The sequence below is a fragment of the Actinomadura monticuli genome (assembly GCF_041463655.1).
GTDB classification, from domain to species: Bacteria; Actinomycetota; Actinomycetes; order Streptosporangiales; family Streptosporangiaceae; genus Spirillospora; species Spirillospora monticuli.
In genome coordinates, this window is the sequence record NZ_JAXCEI010000014.1 from 192253 (window position 1) to 208999 (window position 16747).

At 69.0% G+C, this 16747-nt stretch carries 16 protein-coding genes; 14 read left to right on the top strand and 2 right to left on the bottom strand.

Translation table 11 applies throughout. From position 1 onward, the window contains the following. The first annotated feature begins 84 nt into the window (after positions 1-84). From SM611_RS28535 to SM611_RS28600, 14 genes are all read left to right on the top strand, one after another. Positions 85-1035 (top strand): hypothetical protein, encoded by a 951-nt coding sequence (locus tag SM611_RS28535; protein WP_371953356.1) that lies wholly within the window; start codon positions 85-87, stop codon positions 1033-1035. 73 nt (positions 1036-1108) lie between these two features. Further along, complete coding sequence (locus SM611_RS28540; protein WP_371953358.1) at positions 1109-2041, top strand: ABC transporter ATP-binding protein; 933 nt, start codon at positions 1109-1111, stop codon at positions 2039-2041. Further along, complete coding sequence (locus SM611_RS28545) at positions 2038-3669, top strand: ABC transporter permease (RefSeq protein ID WP_371953359.1); 1632 nt, start codon at positions 2038-2040, stop codon at positions 3667-3669. The genes SM611_RS28540 and SM611_RS28545 overlap by 4 nt, the downstream gene beginning before the upstream one ends. Positions 3670-3735: 66 nt before the next feature. Then, positions 3736-4062 (top strand): hypothetical protein, encoded by a 327-nt coding sequence (locus SM611_RS28550; RefSeq protein ID WP_371953360.1) that lies wholly within the window; start codon positions 3736-3738, stop codon positions 4060-4062. Next, on the top strand, positions 4059-4316 hold the full coding sequence (locus SM611_RS28555; RefSeq protein WP_371953361.1) for a dsRBD fold-containing protein: 258 nt from the start codon (positions 4059-4061) through the stop codon (positions 4314-4316). Before SM611_RS28550 ends, SM611_RS28555 begins: the two co-directional genes overlap by 4 nt. A 361-nt stretch (positions 4317-4677) precedes the next feature. Next, positions 4678-7389, top strand: coding sequence for a pyruvate, phosphate dikinase (gene ppdK / locus SM611_RS28560; RefSeq protein ID WP_371953363.1), 2712 nt, complete (start codon positions 4678-4680; stop codon positions 7387-7389). 107 nt (positions 7390-7496) lie between these two features. Next, complete coding sequence (locus SM611_RS28565; protein ID WP_371953364.1) at positions 7497-8549, top strand: Acg family FMN-binding oxidoreductase; 1053 nt, start codon at positions 7497-7499, stop codon at positions 8547-8549. A gap of 181 nt (positions 8550-8730) precedes the next feature. Next, positions 8731-9117 carry a hypothetical protein gene (locus tag SM611_RS28570; protein WP_371953365.1) on the top strand — a complete coding sequence of 129 codons (387 nt, stop codon included), beginning with the start codon at positions 8731-8733 and terminating at the stop codon, positions 9115-9117. 625 nt (positions 9118-9742) lie between these two features. Further along, positions 9743-10570 carry a universal stress protein gene (locus SM611_RS28575; protein ID WP_371953367.1) on the top strand — a complete coding sequence of 276 codons (828 nt, stop codon included), beginning with the start codon at positions 9743-9745 and terminating at the stop codon, positions 10568-10570. A 157-nt stretch (positions 10571-10727) separates the two neighbouring features. After that, positions 10728-11603 (top strand): SDR family NAD(P)-dependent oxidoreductase, encoded by an 876-nt coding sequence (locus tag SM611_RS28580; RefSeq protein WP_371953368.1) that lies wholly within the window; start codon positions 10728-10730, stop codon positions 11601-11603. 9 nt (positions 11604-11612) lie between these two features. Next, positions 11613-12098, top strand: a complete 486-nt coding sequence (locus SM611_RS28585; RefSeq protein WP_371953369.1) for a MerR family transcriptional regulator — start codon at positions 11613-11615, stop codon at positions 12096-12098. Positions 12099-12425: 327 nt separating this feature from the next. Continuing rightward, positions 12426-13232, top strand: a complete 807-nt coding sequence (locus SM611_RS28590) for a helix-turn-helix domain-containing protein (protein ID WP_371953371.1) — start codon at positions 12426-12428, stop codon at positions 13230-13232. A gap of 179 nt (positions 13233-13411) precedes the next feature. Continuing rightward, positions 13412-13597, top strand: a complete 186-nt coding sequence (locus tag SM611_RS28595; RefSeq protein ID WP_371953372.1) for a hypothetical protein — start codon at positions 13412-13414, stop codon at positions 13595-13597. 49 nt (positions 13598-13646) lie between these two features. Continuing rightward, on the top strand, positions 13647-14231 hold the full coding sequence (locus tag SM611_RS28600) for an HD domain-containing protein (RefSeq protein WP_371953374.1): 585 nt from the start codon (positions 13647-13649) through the stop codon (positions 14229-14231). A gap of 900 nt (positions 14232-15131) precedes the next feature. Here the strand turns inward: SM611_RS28600 and SM611_RS28605 are convergent. Both SM611_RS28605 and SM611_RS28610 read right to left on the bottom strand, forming a co-directional pair. Beyond that, entirely contained in the window at positions 15132-15320 is a 189-nt protein-coding gene (locus SM611_RS28605) for a hypothetical protein (protein WP_371953375.1), read from the bottom strand. A 1211-nt stretch (positions 15321-16531) separates the two neighbouring features. After that, positions 16532-16747 (bottom strand): transposase family protein (locus tag SM611_RS28610; protein WP_371953377.1); only part of this gene is annotated, 216 nt, incomplete at its 5' end.

The following is a 16747-nucleotide window of genomic DNA, read 5'->3' on the forward strand; positions in this document are numbered from 1 at the left end:
TCGGTTCGACCATCAAGGTGGCACGGCCCTTGGAGGCGCACCATGCGCAGCTTACGAAGGTACGGTCTGGCGAGTGCGACCGCGGTGAGCATCGGCGCCGCCCTGCTCAGCGCGCCGGCGGCGAAGGCCGCCACCGCCGTCCCGCAGGGCGGGGCGTACCGCGTCATCGACCTGGGGACCCTGAACGGGAGCGACTGGTCCGAGGCGTTCGCGGTGAACGAGCACGGTCATGCGGCCGGACAGAGCGACGGTCACGCCACACTCTGGCGCAACGGCCGGATCATCGACCTCGGCGTGCTCCCGGGCGGCCTGTGGAGCGTGGCGACCGACCTGAACGACCGCGACGAGGTCGTGGGGTACGGCTCGGCCTCCGGCGGCACTCATGCGTTCCTCTGGAAGAACGGGCGGATGCGCGATCTGGGCGCGCTGCCCGGCGGCACCGACAGCTACGCCGAGGGCATCAACAACGCCGGTGACGTGGTCGGTAACAGCACAGCCCCGGGCGAGTACACCCGGCACGCGGTCCGCTGGCGTGCCGGTCGCTTGACCGACCTGGATCCGGAGGGCCAGGCCTCGTTCGCCAAGGACATCACCGACCACGGCTGGATCGTGGGCCACCGCTTCCTTCCCGAAGACCCGATGAACGCGCGCGCGACGGCGTGGCGGCACGACGTTCCGACCACGCTCATCCCGGACGCCCCGTCCTACCCGGCGGCGGCCAACGAGCGGCATCAGGTCGCTCTGAACGACAGCGGCGGGCGCGCCTCGATCTGGTATCGCGGCGGCAGGACCCCGCTGGCGTCCGAGCCGGCCCTGTTCGCCCAGGTCCACGACATCAACGATGCCGGGCAGGTCGCGGGATTCGTCGACATCGACGCCGTGGTGTGGCGGGACGGGCGGGCGGTCCCGCTGCCCAGGCTGCCCGCCGGAGGTTCGGCCGCGGCCTACGGCATCAACGACCGCGGACAACTCGCCGGATCCTCCGCGACCACCCCCGACGGAACCCACCAACACGCGGTGCTTTGGACCCGGTGAACCCCCGACCCGCCGTCTGTACTGGAAGCACGTGAGACTTCCTGAAGATCACCCGCGGAAGGGGTGCTGAACCGTGAAGGCTGCGATCTCGGTGTCCGGCCTTGCCAAGGAATTCGGCGCGACCAGAGCCCTGGACGGGCTGGATCTGACCGTCCGGCACGGGGACGTCCACGGCTTCCTCGGGCCGAATGGCGCCGGAAAGACCACCGCCATCAGGATCCTGCTGGGTCTGCTGCGCGCCGACGCCGGCGCGGTCAGCGTGCTCGGCGCCGATCCGTGGCGGGACGTTGTCACGCTGCACCGCCGGCTCGCGTACGTACCGGGCGAGGTCAACCTGTGGCCCAACCTCACCGGCGGGGAGATCATCGACCTGCTGGGCACCCTGCGAGGCGGACTGGACCGGACGCGCCGGGCCGCCCTGCTGGAGCGTTTCCAGCTCGACCCGACCAAGAAGTGCCGCGCCTACTCCAAGGGCAACCGGCAGAAGGTGGCGCTCGTCGCGGCGCTGGCGTCCAAGGTGGAGCTCTACCTGCTGGACGAGCCGACGTCCGGGCTCGATCCGCTGATGGAGGCGGTCTTCCAGCAGGTCGTCCTGGAGCTGCGGGACGCTGGGAAGACCGTCCTGCTGTCGAGCCACATCCTGTCCGAGGTCGAGGCGCTGTGCGACCGCGTCACCATCATCCGTGCGGGCCGGGCGGCCGAGTCCGGGACGTTCGACGAGCTGCGTCACCTGACCCGCACCGGCGTCGTCGTCCAGGCCGCCGAACCGGCGGGCCTGCTGGGCGCCAGGCTCGGCGGGCTGCCCGGCGTCCATGATGTGAGCGCCGACGGTGCCCGCGTGCGGTTCGAGGTCGACCCCGGTGCGCTCAACCGGGTACTGCGGCGGCTGGAGGAGTTCGACGTGCAAACGTTGACGAGCTCCCGGCCGACGCTCGAAGAGCTGTTCCTGCGCCACTACGGGGACGACGTCTCAGTGCCCGCCGAGGCCGGGGCGGTGGAGTCATGATCAGCGCGCTGACCGGCATGGTGCCGCTGACCCGGCTCGCGTTCCGCCGCGACCGGATCGTGTTGCCCGCCTGGGTGCTCGCGATGGGCGCGCTGCTCGCCTCGTTCACGGCCATGTTCGCGACTGGCATGCCGACGCACCAGGACGTGGTCCAAGAGGCGGAGATGATGGCCGGCAACCCGGGCATGCGCATGATCGGCATGGCGTCCGGCGCCACCATCGGCGGCATCACGCTGATCCGAGGCTACGCCGCCCTCGCGGTCATGGCGGCGCTGATGAGCACGCTAGCCGTCGTCCGGCATACCCGGCAGAACGAGGAGACCGGCCGTGCCGAACTGGTCGGCGCGGCCGTGGTGGGCCGGTACGCGGGCCTGGCCTCGGCGGTCATGGTCACGGTCATCGCGAACGTCGCGCTGATGGTCGCGATGGCGCTCGCGATGGCCGGCAACGGGCAGCCGGTGGCGGGCTCGGTAACGGCAGGCGTCTCGTTCGGCGCGGTGGGGATCGTCTTCGCCGGCGTGGCAGCGGTCACCGCGCAGCTGTCCTCGACCACCCGTGGGGCCAACGGGCTCGCGGCGGCGGCCGTGGGCGCCGCGTTCCTGCTCGCCGGTGCGGGGAACATGCTCGGCCACGTCGATGCCACTGGTGTACGGGTGGTCAGCGCCTGGCCGGCATGGCTCTCCCCACTCGGTTGGGGGCAGCAGATGCGGCCGTTTGATCACGGTCCGTGGTGGCCGCTGCTGCTTTTCGGCGCGCTGTTCGCCCTCCTGCTCAGCGTGGCGGGCATGCTCGCCGGGCGGCGCGACATGAGCCGCGGCATCCTGCCGGAACGGCGCGGGAACGCCGTGGCCGCGCGTCGGCTCCTCAGCCCCTTTGGCCTGGCCTGGCGGCTCCAGCGCGGGCTGCTGCTCGGCTGGACGGCGGGCATGCTCGGCTTCGGCCTGATCTTCGGGTCCATCAGCGACCAGGCCCGGCACGCGGAGGGCGCGGCGCTGGACTGGTACCGGCAGTTGGGCGCCCACGCCCCGGACCAGCTCACCGCCGCGTTCCAGGCATCGATGATAGAGATGGCGGCCCTGGGCGCCGCCGTCTACATCGTCCAGGTCCTGCTGCGGATGCGCGCCGAAGAGGTCGGCGGCACGCTGGAATCCGTCCTCACGACTCCCGTCAGCAGGCCGCGGTGGGTGGTAAGCCATGTGGCGAACGCCTGCCTCGGCACGACCGTGCTCCTGCTCGTCTTCGGCACGAGCATGGCGCTGACCGCCGGCGCCGTGCTCGGCGGCACGTCCGCTCAGCTGCGTGATCTGGTCGCGGGGGGGCTCGTCCAACTACCGGCGGTGCTGCTCATCGGAGGCGTGGTGGTCGCCGCGGTGGGGCTGCTGCCGCGGGCGGCCGGGGCGGTCTCCTGGACGGTGCTGATACTGGCGACCCTGCTCGGGCCTGTCTTCGGCCCAAGTCTCAACCTGCCGGACCGGATGCTGGACCTGTCCCCGTTCACCCACATCCCCAAGGTGCCGCTGGCCGGGGTCACCCCCGTCTCCGCCGTCGTCCTCCTCGCCCTCTCCGCAGCTCTCGCCACGACGGGCATCATCTCGACCCGCCGCCGGGACATCGCCCTGCCCGCCTGACCCATCCGGGGTTCAAGCCGGCATCGGCCACACTTGGGCGAAAGCAGCTGATGGTGCTGCAAGACAGTGGTACTTCCAGCGGTATGGATGTCGGTCAGCGACGCCGAGCAGGAACGCCGCTTCCGCAGCCGCCTCGACGATCCGATGCGGAGATGGATGCCCGCGTCAACATGCTCTCCCACCTCCTGTCGACCATTCCCTACCGGGTGTGGAGCGCCCGCCGCTCCGGTTGCCGGACCGTCCTCCTCCCAAGGAGTACGAGCTCCCAAGGAATACGGGCGGCGTCCGCCTGCGCGCCTTCGTCGTGGACTCGGGACCAACGCCCCTCCGAATTCCGCTCTGTCTCTGTCCATCATCAAGTTGCGGACACGACAGGCGGGGAGGCAGCGGTGAACGGCAGGACGCAATGGACGGTGCAGGTGTATCTCAGCGAGGATGACGGCGGTGTCGTCAGGGCATGGGCGGTGCTGTCCCCTGGCGACGACACGGCGCTGGTAGGCACGGGGCAGAGCGGCGACAACACTTCCGCGGACTCCGCGGACTCCGCGGCGTGGGCGAGCGGGTCCGAAGAGGCCGCCGGGGTCGCGCTGTGCGATCTCGGCCGTCGCCTGGCCGGCGTGGCCGAACTCGCGGCTGGCGCCCCTTGACCGCCTTGTCCTGTGGTGCGGCCCCGGAGTCCTGAAAAAGTCCGGCATCGAGGAGTTCGGCGCCCGCGTGCCCTGGAAGGAGCCGGGCGGCTCATTGCTCTGTAGGCGGCAGGCCGGCACCGCTGTGGCCTGCGCGCCCGAGCCGCCGGCGATCGGGGCGCCGACGATCGGGGCGCCGACGAACTCGGCGGCCTGGTTGCCGCTCTTGAGGGGCGGGAGGGGCGTGGCCCGCCGCCGGAGGACCGGTCCTTCCCGGGGCGTTGTGGGACCTTCGCCCCGTGGATCCGCGGGGCGCCTCAGGCACAGTCGAACTCGGAGTGCCGATCTCGCCGTGATCGGCGACGACGAGAGGAGACGTCCGGTGCCGAAGCTTGTCTACGACTTCGCCGAAGGCGGTAAGGACCTGAACGACCTGCTGGGCGGGAAGGGCGCGAACCTCGCCGAGATGGTCAGCCTCGGCCTGCCGGTCCCTCCGGGCTTCACGATCACGACCGAGGCGTGCCGGGCGTTCCTCGCCGCACGTCGGGAACCCCCGGGGCTGCGGGACGCCGTGGGCACGCACCTGGCCGCTCTGGAAGAGAAGGCGGGAAGGATGCTGGGGGAGCCCGGCGATCCGCTGCTGGTGTCGGTGCGCTCCGGTGCGAAGTTCTCCATGCCGGGAATGATGGACACCGTCCTGAACATCGGGCTGAACGACGCGACGCTGGCAGGGCTGGCCGCGCGGACGGCAGACGCCCGGTTCGCCTGGGACTCCTACCGGCGGCTCATCCAGATGTTCGGCAAGACCGTGCTCGGTGTCGCGGGGGAGCGGTTCGAGGAAGCGCTGGACAAGGCCAAGCTGCACAACGGCGCCGCCGCTGACGTTGACCTCGGCGTCAAGGAGCTGAAGGTCCTGGTCGAGGAGTTCAAGGGCATCGTCCTCACCGCCACCGGACGTCCCTTCCCGCAGGATCCGCGCACCCAGCTCGACATGGCGATCCGCGCGGTCTTCGATTCCTGGAACGGGGAGCGGGCCAGGCTGTACCGCAGGCGCGAGCACATCCCGGAGGAACTCGGCACAGCGGTCAACGTCATGGCGATGGTGTTTGGAAATCTGGGCGCGGACTCGGGAACGGGTGTGGCCTTCACCCGCGACCCGGGCACGGGGCACGCCGGCGTCTACGGTGACTATCTGCGCAACGCGCAGGGCGAGGATGTCGTCTCCGGGACGCGCAACACGGTGCCGCTGCAGGAGTTGGAGCACATCGACAAGTGCTCCTACGACGAGCTACTCCAGAACATGCGGAAGCTGGAGAACCACTACCGCGACCTGTGCGACATCGAGTTCACCATCGAGCGCGGCAAGCTGTGGATGCTGCAGACCCGCGTCGGCAAGCGCACGGCCGAGGCCGCGTTCCGGATCGCCGTCCAGCTCGCCGACGAGGGACTCATCGACATCGACGAGGCCGTCGCCCGGGTCGGCGGCGACCAGCTCGGCCGGCTGGCCTTTCCGCGCTTCGCGGCGGGCTCGGACACCCCGCCGATCGCCATCGGGATCGCGGCCTCGCCCGGCGCCGCGGTCGGCCGGGCGGTGTTCGACTCGAAGACGGCCGTGGAACGGGCACGCGCCGGTGACCGGGTCGTGCTGGTGCGCCGCGAGACCAACCCCGACGACCTGGGCGGCATGATCGCCGCCGCGGGCATCGTGACCAGCCGCGGCGGCAAGACCTCGCACGCGGCCGTCGTTGCTCGGGGCATGGGCACCACCTGCGTGTGCGGGGTGGAGAGCCTCGACGTCGACACCGAGCGCCGCCGGTTCACCGCGCCCGGAGGAGTGGTCGTGACCGAGGGCGACGTGATCTCCGTGGATGGTTCCAACGGTGCCGTGTACCTGGGGGAGTTGCCGGTCGTGCAGTCCCCGGTCGTCCGGTACTTCGAAGGAGAACTCGACCCGCGAGGTCCGGAGGCGGACGAACTGGTGGCGGCGGTGCACCGGATCCTGTCCCGCGCCGACGCCGTCCGGCGGCTGCAGGTCCGGGCCAACGCCGACACGCCGCAGGACGCCGCGCGCGCACGGCGCTTCGGCGCACAGGGCATCGGGCTGTGCCGCACCGAGCACATGTTCCTGGGGGAGCGCCGCGAGCTCGTCGAGCGGCTGATCCTGGCCGGCGCCGATGCCGAACGGGACGAGGCCCTGGACGCGCTGCTGCCGCTGCAGCGCGCGGACTTCGCCGCGATTCTGGCCGAGATGGACGGACTGCCGGTCACGGTGCGGCTGCTCGACCCGCCCCTGCACGAGTTCCTGCCCGACCTGACCGATCTGTCGGTGCGCGTGGCGCTGGCCGGCGCTCGGGGCGAGCCCGTCGAGCATGATCGGCGGCTGCTGGCCGCCGTGCGGCGCCTGCACGAGCAGAATCCGATGTTGGGCCTGCGCGGCGTCCGGCTCGGCCTGGTCGTCCCCGGCTTGTTCACCATGCAGGTACGGGCCTTCGCCGAGGCCGCCGCCGAACGCGCCCGGGCGGGCGGCGACCCGCGCGGGCAGATCATGATCCCGCTGGTCGGTGCGGCGCGGGAGCTGGAGATCGTCCGCGCGGACGCCGAACGAGTGCTCGCCGATGTGGCCGCACGGACCGGCATCGCGCTCGACATGCCGGTCGGCACCATGATCGAACTGCCCCGGGCCGCGCTTACCGCCGGGCGGATCGCCGAGGTCGCGCAGTTCTTCTCCTTCGGTACCAACGACCTCACGCAGACCACTTGGGGCTTCTCACGGGACGACGTCGAAGGCGAGTTCTTCACCGTCTACCTGGACAAGGGCGTCTTCGGCGTCTCGCCCTTCGAGGCCCTGGACCGCGACGGCGTCGGCCGCCTGATCGAGATCGCCGCGGCCGAGGGCCGGGCCCGGCGGCCGGATCTGGAACTGGGCGTCTGCGGTGAGCACGCCGGGGACCCGGCCTCCGTCCGGTACTTCCACCGGGTGGGACTGGACTACGTTTCCTGCTCGCCGTTCCGGGTGCCGATCGCCCGACTGGAGGCTGGCCGGGCCGCCGTCCGGGACGCGGCCGAGCACGCCGTGGAAAGCGACACCCGCTGATCAGACAGGCCGAAGGTCCTGGCGGAGGGGACTTTGGACACGGTGCCGCCTCGGCGCCGGCCCGGCATTCTGTAAGTGCCGGACACTCGCGGTGGGAGGTCATCGAGATGGTCAGCGTCCCAGGACTTGCCGCGGAGCGTTGGAACAAGCTCGCGAATCCTCTCGGCTCCGAACGGACCGATCTGGCGGCGCGCTTCGTCGTCCGTGCGGCGATCCTGGCGCCGTCCATCCACGACACCCAGCCGTGGCGCTTCGTCGAACGCCCCGACGGGCTGGAGTTGTGGGCGGACCGGACGCGCCTGCTGCCGGTCAGCGACCCGGGCGGACGCGAGATGCTGATCAGCTGTGGTGCGGCCCTGTTCAACGCGCAGCTGGCCGTCCGGTGCCTCGGCTTCACCCCGCGGGTGCGTCTGCTGCCCGACCCGGCGAACCCCGACCTGCTGGCCCGCGTCACCTGGGGCAGCAGGTCAACCCCGCGGCCCTACGAGGAACTGCTGTACCGCACGATCCCGCGCCGCCACACCCATCGCGGGCGCTTCCTGACGACTCCGCTGCCGCCCATGCTGCCGGCCGTGCTGGCCGGCATCGGCCGGGAGGAGGGGGCCGGCCTCCGCGTCCTCAAGTACGAGGCGCAGCGCCGGCGACTGGCCGAGCATGTCCGGGCCGCCGAAGCGGTTCAGGCCCGTGACCCCCGCATCGCCGGTGAACTGTTGGCGTTGACGGTCCCGCCGGACGGCAAACGCCCCGACGGCTTCGCTTCCGGCGTCGACCCGGTCACGGCCTACGGTGCGGAGTTCCCCTGGCGGGACATCGCCGCCGACGCGCCGGGAGCGTTCCTGCAGCGCGGAGGCGGCCAGGAGATCGATCACGAGACGGCTCCCGCCGCCGTGGGGACGGTGGCGCTGCTGACCACCCGGGAGGACAGGCGGGTGGACTGGCTGCTCGCCGGCCAAGCTCTGCAGCATGTGCTCCTGCATGCGGCCACCCAGGACGTCAGCGCGGCCTTCCACACCCAACCGCTGGAACTGCCCGATCTGCGGGCGGCGATCCGCCGCGATCTGGTGTGCGGCCATCCGCAGATGCTGCTACGCCTCGGCCACGTCGCACGCCGCCAGTACAGCCGCTGGCGCCCGGTCACCGACGTCCTCAGCACGAAATGACGGCCCTGCCCGCCTGGGCAGGGCGAAGGCGTCCTTGCAGGACCCGGATGACCGTTGGCAATTCATGATCCTTTTGAGCATGAATTGCGGGCCCTTCGTCCCTTGAGTCGGGACCTCCATCCCTAATCGGTTGCGCGAGCATCACCGGCGCTGCCTGCCGACGTTGAGCAGGCTCAGGCTCGTGGCGAAGGACGGCCGGGAGACCGACATCGATGTGCGGGCGGCCACCGCCGAGGTCATGGCCGAGTTGGGCGCCGCCGAGTCGATTCTGCTCGACGCCCTGTCGGGAAGCGTTCGCCGCGAGGCGCTCGCGCATTTTCTCGCCTGCCGGGTCAACCGGCTCGCGATCGTCGCCGAACATGCCGCTGCGACGGCGGACGCCGGTGATCTTCCCGTGCTGCGTCGCCTGCTGTATCAGTTCCACGCTCTGGCCGAGGCGATGTGGAAAGTGCAGCTGGGACTGCGAACGCATAAGTCGCGTCCCATGATCGAAATCGGGGCGGCTCGCACACCGCTGGCACGTGTGGCGCGGCGCTACCCGCATCGGACGGCCGGCAACGACACCTGATCTCTTGCATCGCGCCGATGCAGCGGCAGCCGCCCATGGCGTCCCGCGCTGCAGGCAGCGCGGCGCGAGCCGCAGCCTGGCGAAGACCTGCCGCACGAGATCCGCGTAGTCGGGCGCCGGGCCTTCGACCACGGTCACCGTCCCGATCTGCAGCGGCCTCGTGTCGTTCTCGGCGAAGAACATCCCGGCGTCCAGCACGTTCATCCGTTGCATCCTGCACCGCCCTATGAAATCTCCTCCGAGCGAATCCCGGGGCGGGCCGCCGTCCCGTCACCGGCGTTCGTCCCCCCGCCGCAGGCCGAAGGTCCCTGCCACGGATGCCGGGGCGCGGCGAACACTGGGAGTGGGCCGCGACGGAGCGGAAGAGGTGGTTGCGATGCCGGGATCCTCAGTCCTGTTCGGGGTGACGGTGATCATTATTGTCATGGTCGGTGTCGGTTTCCTGCTCGGGCTCTTCTACCTCGGCGACCGTCGCACCGGACGGTACGACGACTCCGACGGCAGGTTCCGGCGCAGGTACTGACCCGGGCGGCTTCAGCTCACCCGCGATCTTCGCCGCCCAGGCGTCGATCTCCGGCCAGTCTCGATAGTCGCCGTACTGGAGGCCGAGCAGCCTGCAGATCAGGTGCCCGGCGAGGGGGATGTGCTCGCGCCGGAATGCCCCGGAGAAGAGCCGGTGTTCGCGGGCGTCGAACGTCCCCTGCACATCGTCCACGCGCTGGAGAGCTGGCCCTACAGGGCGCCGCTGTTCAAGCCGGCAGGGAGCACCGAACGGATGACCCGCGTCGGTCACCGGCTGCTGACGGCCGCCCGCGAACGCGTCCAGGAGCGGTGGCCCGGCCTGGAGATCACGACGGCTCTGGTCGCCGAAGAGACCGCGCAGGCGCTGCGCGACCAGCCGGACAAGGCGTTCGAGCTGGTGCTGGGCAGCCGCGGCCGCGGCGGGTTCGCCGGCATGCTGCTGGGCTCCACGAGCCTGCGCATGGCCGCGCGCCCCGCGGTCCCTCTCGTGATCGTGCGCGGGGACGCCGCCGACCGCGGCGAGATCGTCGTCGGCATCGACCTGCTGCGCGACGCCGGCGCCGTCCTGGAGTACGCCTTCGAGTCCGCCGCGCTGCGCGACGCCCGGCTGCGCGTCGTGCACGCCTGGCAGACGTTCGGCACCCTCGTCGAGGCCGGCTACGCCGTCGACGCCGACCAGATCGAACTGGACCTGCGCGCCCAGACCATCGAGGCATACAAGCCGCTGCGCACCGAATACCCCAGCGTGGACGCCATGGACGAGATCATCATGGAACACCCGGTGACCGCGCTGTCCAACGCCTCCCGCAACGCGCGCCTGCTCGTGGTCGGCGCCCACCAACGCCACTGGGCCGCACCCCGGCTCGGCTCGATCGCCCACGGCGTCATCCACCACGCCCGCTGCCCGGTCGCCGTCATCCCGTCCGCCTGATCCGGGCAGACCACGGACCCACGGTCGACCCGCTCGGATCGCGGGCGTATCCCTCACGTGTGGGATAGGTCGTGGTGAGGTGCGGGGTACGGACCGGCGACGGGCGGCGGACGCCGTGCTTGCGTTCGAGTGCGCTCGAACTCCTAGCGTCGCCGGCATGACATCTCAACCAGGAACTCAGCGGACATGGATCATCACCGGCGCGTCGGCGGGCTTCGGCCGTGCCATCGCCGAGTGCGCGGTCGGGCGGGGCGACAACGTGGTGCTGGCCGTGCGGCGGCCCGGGGCGGTGGCCGACCTCGCGGACGCCCACCACGCCCAGGTGCTGGTTGCCGAGCTCGACGTGCGTGACACCGGGCGCGCCGGGGAGGTCGTACGGGCGGCGGTCGACCGGTTCGGTCGGGTGGACGTGCTGGTGAACAACGCCGGCCGCGGGGTCGTCGGCGCGGCCGAGGAGGTCGGCGAACAGGAGCTTCGCGCGTCGTTGGAACTGCACCTGCTGGGTCCGGCGGCGCTCGTGCGGGCCGTCCTGCCGTACTTCCGCGAGCAGGGGTCGGGCACGATCGTGCAGATGAGCAGCCAGGGCGGGCGCATCTCCTTCCCCGGTGTCGGCGCGTACTCGGCCGGCAAGTTCGCGCTCGAAGGCTGGTCGGAGGCGCTGGCCGGCGAGGTCGCGCCGTTCGGGGTCCGGGTGATGATCGTCGAGCCGAGCCGGTTCCGCACCTCGTTCAACGCGCCCGACGTGCTCGGGGTCGCCGACGCCAGCGCCGCGTACACCGGACTGCTGGGGGCCGTCCGCAACGACATGGTGAGCGCCGACGGGATTCAGGAGGGCGATCCGGTCCGGGCCGCGGAGATCATCGTTGACCTGGTCGCCGGTGACGAGCTGCCGCTGCGCCTTCCGCTCGGGCGGGAGGCGATCGAGCGCATCGGAAGGTCCTACCGGCAGAACCTGGAGGAGCTCGAACGCTGGGCCCCTACCGCGCGTGCCGCCGACTTCCCCGGCGCCCCCGCGTCCGCCCGGCCGATCTAGAGTGTCGCCATGGCCACCGACGATCTGATGTCGAGGGCGCTCGCCGCTCTCGACGAGGTCGACGGCCCGATGTCGGTCGAGGTGATCCACCGCCTCGTCGACGTCGGCGCCGCCACCGACCCCATGACCATCACGGAGGTCGCCGACCTGCTCGACATGTCGCCGCACACGCTGCGCTACTACGAGCGGATCGGGCTGGTCGAGGTGGCCCGCGACGCCAGCGGCCACCGCAGCTACGACGCGCAGGCGGTACGGAGACTGGTGTTCCTGACTCGCATGCGCCTGTCCGGGATGGCCATGCGCGACCTTCAGCACTACATGCGGCTGGCCGACGAGGGCGACGACACCGTCCCCGAGCGCCTTGACCTGCTGCTAGAACACCGCGACACGATCCGCCGCCAGCTCAAGGAACTGACCCTGTCGCTGGCGGCGACCGAATACAAGATCGCCACCTACGGCGGCCACACTGGCCCGTCGTCAGCGGGGCAGGCCTGACCAACCGAACCGTGCCGAATGGGTCCACCGCACCCAGTCGGCACGGTCCCTCTCGTCCGGGCGAAGAAGAACCAGAACCACGGCTCACCGCCGAAGATCGCGCGCAGGTCGCATGGCACCAACACCAGGGAGGAGAAGGCGGCAGGAATCGCAAGCAAGGGCCCAGACTCGGCCACCTCTATCGCATAGCCGTGGGACTTGAGCGTCTGGGCGAGCGCCCAGACGCGCAACCGGCGCGCCTCCAGCGCTTTCGGTGTATCCGTTGACATTACGAGCCCTCTTACCTAGAGGCGTGAATAGTGATCTTCGGTTAGCTTTCTTAACGCTATGGCGTTGATTGATGCCGATGAACTGACGGCGAGTACGAGTACGGACGGCGGTAGTGGGCTCATGGCGCCAGGTGAACGAGAAACCCTGACTGGCAGTCGGGGTTTCAACGGCGGCCCCCGCGAAGGTCGTATTTCGGGCTACCTTCTCAAGGTCATCCGCGAGTCGATCGGATTCACTCAGGACGGACTGGCCGAAGACCTTGGAGTCGATCTCACGACTGTGCAGGGCTGGGAGTCTGGGCGTCGGCCTCTCATCGCCGTGCCCACGGGGAGTTTTCTGGCGATTCGTGCACGATTGCTGCGACTCGGGGCGCAGCCGAACTTGCTCGCTCAACTCGAGCCGGCGCTTGAGGTTGATCACTTCCTCGCGCAGGTCTTGAGTACCGCACCAGCGAAGGTTCCACCGGATGAGCATCCGCTCTCCGCGTGGGTGATCACGCGGCCGTTCACTGACATGACCTCATGGGCGGTGTCCGGTCAGCGGCCGTCCTTCTTGGACGATGTTCCGCGTAAATCTTCCCGTCGCGGTCCGGTTTCCAGAGGGCCACGCTTGGCGGTAGACGAGCGGGCTCACTTCTTCGAGCATCTTAAGAGCGCCGCAGAGAGAGCCGATGTCGGCACTGTCGACGGGATGCTGCTTCATAGGCAAGCACATTACGTCGCGAGCTTCGATGATTCCGTAGAGACGGCGGAATGGCTGGCGGGAATGCAGCGCCAGGAGGAGCGCAGGTCTCAACGATTCGCTGACTGGTCGCTGTCGTGGGCTGTTGTGCGCTCCGGAGCGCACTCCCTTGCTCGCAAGTGAGACCCCGAGGCGCTCCAAGCGTTCATCGGCCAGGCGATGAAGACCGACAGGTGTGAGACGGCCAACCTCAACTACTGGGCGTACTGGCTGGGGAGATCACCGAGCCGCAGACAGCCGACACGTTCATGGTCGAGTTGCCCACTCGGACCTGGAGAGGCACGAAGCTGCTTGCTCATCTGGTGCGCAAGCTGGAGCCGAAGAACGTCTACATCGATGTCGTCGCTCATACGGTCTGGGCGCTTCTTCAGCACCGCCCCGCTATCGTCCACGACGAGCCCGGCACGCTCGGTCGGCTGCAGGAACGGGCGGCGCGGGTCCTGGACGAAGCTGCGGTCTCCGTCCAGTCGCGACGGGAGTTGGAATAGGTCCTCTACGGTCTACGTATCGCGGACGGGCGTTGAGAGAAGGGCGAGCATGGCGAACGAGACGGAGCGGCTGACGGGGTTCCTGTACGAGATCGGGCTTCTGAAGCGCTACAAGCGCACCGGGTGGCTTGTAGCGGGCGTGAACGATCCCGAGAGCATCGCCGATCACTCGCTCCGTACGGCGATCATCGCGAGCGTCCTGGCGGCAATGGAGGGCGCCAACCCAGAGCGTGCCGCGTTGCTCAGCCTTTTCCATGACAGCCAGGAGACGCGCCTCACCGACATCCCCTATGTGGCCAAGCCGTATGTGAAGAAGGCGTCCAACGAGCAGGTCACCGAGCGCCAGACGCGAGGCCTGCCGAAGGCGGTCACCGCGATGATCACGGGTGTCGTCGCGGAGTACGAAGGCAAGGCCAGCGCCGAGGCGATGTGCGCCCGTGACGCGGACAAGCTCGAGTGCCTCATTCAGGCCATCGAGTACCGAGAGCACGGCAATCAGAACACCCAACCGTGGGTAGACAGCTCACTCGCCCAACTCCAGACTGCGTCCGCCAAGCGTCTCGCCGAGGAGGCGCAGAGGACCGGCTCTCTCGACTGGTTCATGCGAGCGTTGAACGGCGACGAGGACGCGTAACAGCCTTCGTGAAGTGACGCATAAGCAGGTCAATGCGGGATCCAAGATAGCTGGTAGAACGCTCCCTGTTGTGGATGACTTCCGCTCGGAAGATCACACTGGCCAGGTGGGGACCCCGTGCGGTCCTTGGAGCCAGGAGCGGAGGCATATGACGACAGACAAGCGAGGCAACGACAGGTTGGAGCCGTTGGAGCGTCGAGCGAGCTCGTCGGTGGGCGGCGGCGAGAGCGGGAACTGAGAATCCGCGTCAGCGACGCAGAGTACGAAGAGATCCACGATGCGGCGACGCGAGCCGGGCACGCCTGTAGCGCCTTCGCCGTAAAGACGGTTCGCACGCGATTCGAGAGCACCGGCCTGTGGACGGGGGCGTTCGACCCGGACGCACCGAAGGCCCAGCTACCTGGCGGCTCGGGCCGCGTCCGGGGAGCGGACGGCGGTGTTGAAGACGCAAGATGCGTCACCGTGCTGATCTCCGTCGTGGAAGATCAGACCATGATCACCAAGGGTTGCAGTTGAACCAGGATGCCGTTCAGGTGCCAGATCCCAGTGACACATGGGTGACAAATGATCTTCGGGAGGGTGGTCAAGATCGCCCTATAGGGCTCTGACCTGGAGAGATGGGAGAGCGGGCGACGGGAATCGAACCCGCGTAGCCAGTTTGGAAGATATCGGTTCCCGATCTTGAAACCAGCATCGATGCAGCTCAACGACCACACCCCATGATCCGCAAGCGACCGTAGCACCCCGCTACCGACCACCCCAACGGGCACGATCAGGGCACGCCCACCCGCTGGGGGATCACACTCTCACTCCGCAGGGTGGAGTGACCAAGAAGACGACTGACCCCTACCTGACCGGTTCCGCGCACCCACAACAGGCTTTGGTCGGGTAACCGGGGGTCTACCGCTTCTGGGCCCGATAGTGCCTGAGCAGTGCGGTGATCTTCGCGTAGTCGCGGTTTCCGTTCAGTTCGGCCAGGAGATCGTCGGGGCACAGCTCGTAGTGGTCTCCCCACCACTTGTGCGCCTTGGTGTCCCAGATGCGGTAGCCGCCGGGAACCCCACGGGCTACGTAACGCCTCTTCGCCACACGTCACTCCATCGCCAACCAGACAGCCGCTCGACTGCACCAACGAGCCTACGAACGGGCCTCAGCCCAAAGCGATCCATTAACCGGACTTAAGCGTCGGTCCGCGCATGTTCCGTACCTTGAGTCCTGAGCTTCTATGGGCCGGGCAGTGGTCGCTACCCTGCGACAGGTGACGCAAAGCAACATGCTTGACCGCATGGGGGATCTTCCAGGCCGTTGGGTGCGAATCGTTGATGACGCTGAGCGGCGTAGGTTGGAAGATGAGTTGACGAGGGAGTGCGGGAGCACGAAACATCCGTTGTACGGCGTCGAAGCCCAGGCCGTTGCCCGCTGCGGCGTTTGTGACGACGTTCTGTACGGGTTGCCTGGCGCTGACCGGTGGGCGGCCGTTCACCTGACGTGGGCACGTTCACCTGAGACTGACCCACACTGGCCTTGGTGCACTTTGCTCGATGACTGGATGGCCGTAACTAATGAACTCCTCGACAGGGGCCACTGACTGAGGGGTTCGGACCCCGCGCGACGCGCACGCTGCCTGAGCTTCCCGTCTGCCGTCGTCCCGCGCTCCGCACAGACGAACGGACCAGTCCGGAGGGTGCTCCCGCGCGAACGGCGCGAACCCCGAGACAGACCGAACCGCGCGGGAGTGCCCTCCGGCTCCAGGAGGGGTCTGGGGAACCACGGGGTTCCCCAGACGCACACGCTCAACTGATCTTCCGGCAAACTCCCCTGACGACTCCAACGGCGCTCGGCCACAGTCACGCCCTGGTGCACGTCGCCGAATGGCCTTTGATGCTCCGGCATTGGTTGGTCAGGGCGGTGGCGCGCCCCTGCGGCGAGCGCTCTGGGCGGGGCCGGCTGGCGTGGCTCGGCGCGCGGCCCGGCGCGGCCGTCCGGTGACCGGCGTCCACACCGCACGCTCCGGGCGGCCTGGCGCGGGGCCGCCCAGCGGCCTGAGCGCCGCCGCCCCTTGATCCAAAACAGCCCAATTCGGCAGCCTGCTGCCTATACATGGCCCGCTCTGAAGAGCGGAGAACTGGGCGCCGTGCAATAAACGCCAATTTAGCGCTTGACGCGTCCCCTGATTGAAATGACCATCAATGCAATAAGTATTGGACCAAAAATTCGAACGAAAGAATGATAAACTCTTCCCGGGCGCGTCAAATTTCCTTCTGATGGCTTAAATATTGCAGTGAGGTGATCTCAGCGAATCACCGGACGTAGCCGTGTTCGAAATGGGTGAGGACGAGTGCGGCTTTGGCGATGTCACCGATTCGGCTGGGGCTGGCGGTGATGTGCTGCACGATGCGCCAGCGTTGGGTGAGCAGGGCGAAACCGCGTTCGGCCAGGCATCGCAGGCCGCGCAGCAGCGCGTTGTAGGTGCGGGTATCGGCGTCCAGGGCCTGACCGCCGGAGGGGTGCTTGAC

Excerpts from the sequence above, each read along its gene's own strand:
- SM611_RS28545 (WP_371953359.1), top strand. The coding sequence starts at position 2,038 with ATGATCAGCGCGCTGACCGGCATGGTGCCGCTGACCCGGCTCGCGTTC.
- SM611_RS28600 (WP_371953374.1), top strand. The coding sequence starts at position 13,647 with ATGGCGAACGAGACGGAGCGGCTGACGGGGTTCCTGTACGAGATCGGG.
- SM611_RS28585 (WP_371953369.1), top strand. The coding sequence starts at position 11,613 with ATGGCCACCGACGATCTGATGTCGAGGGCGCTCGCCGCTCTCGACGAG.
- SM611_RS28590 (WP_371953371.1), top strand. The coding sequence starts at position 12,426 with ATGGCGTTGATTGATGCCGATGAACTGACGGCGAGTACGAGTACGGAC.
- SM611_RS28580 (WP_371953368.1), top strand. The coding sequence starts at position 10,728 with ATGACATCTCAACCAGGAACTCAGCGGACATGGATCATCACCGGCGCG.
- SM611_RS28565 (WP_371953364.1), top strand. The coding sequence starts at position 7,497 with ATGGTCAGCGTCCCAGGACTTGCCGCGGAGCGTTGGAACAAGCTCGCG.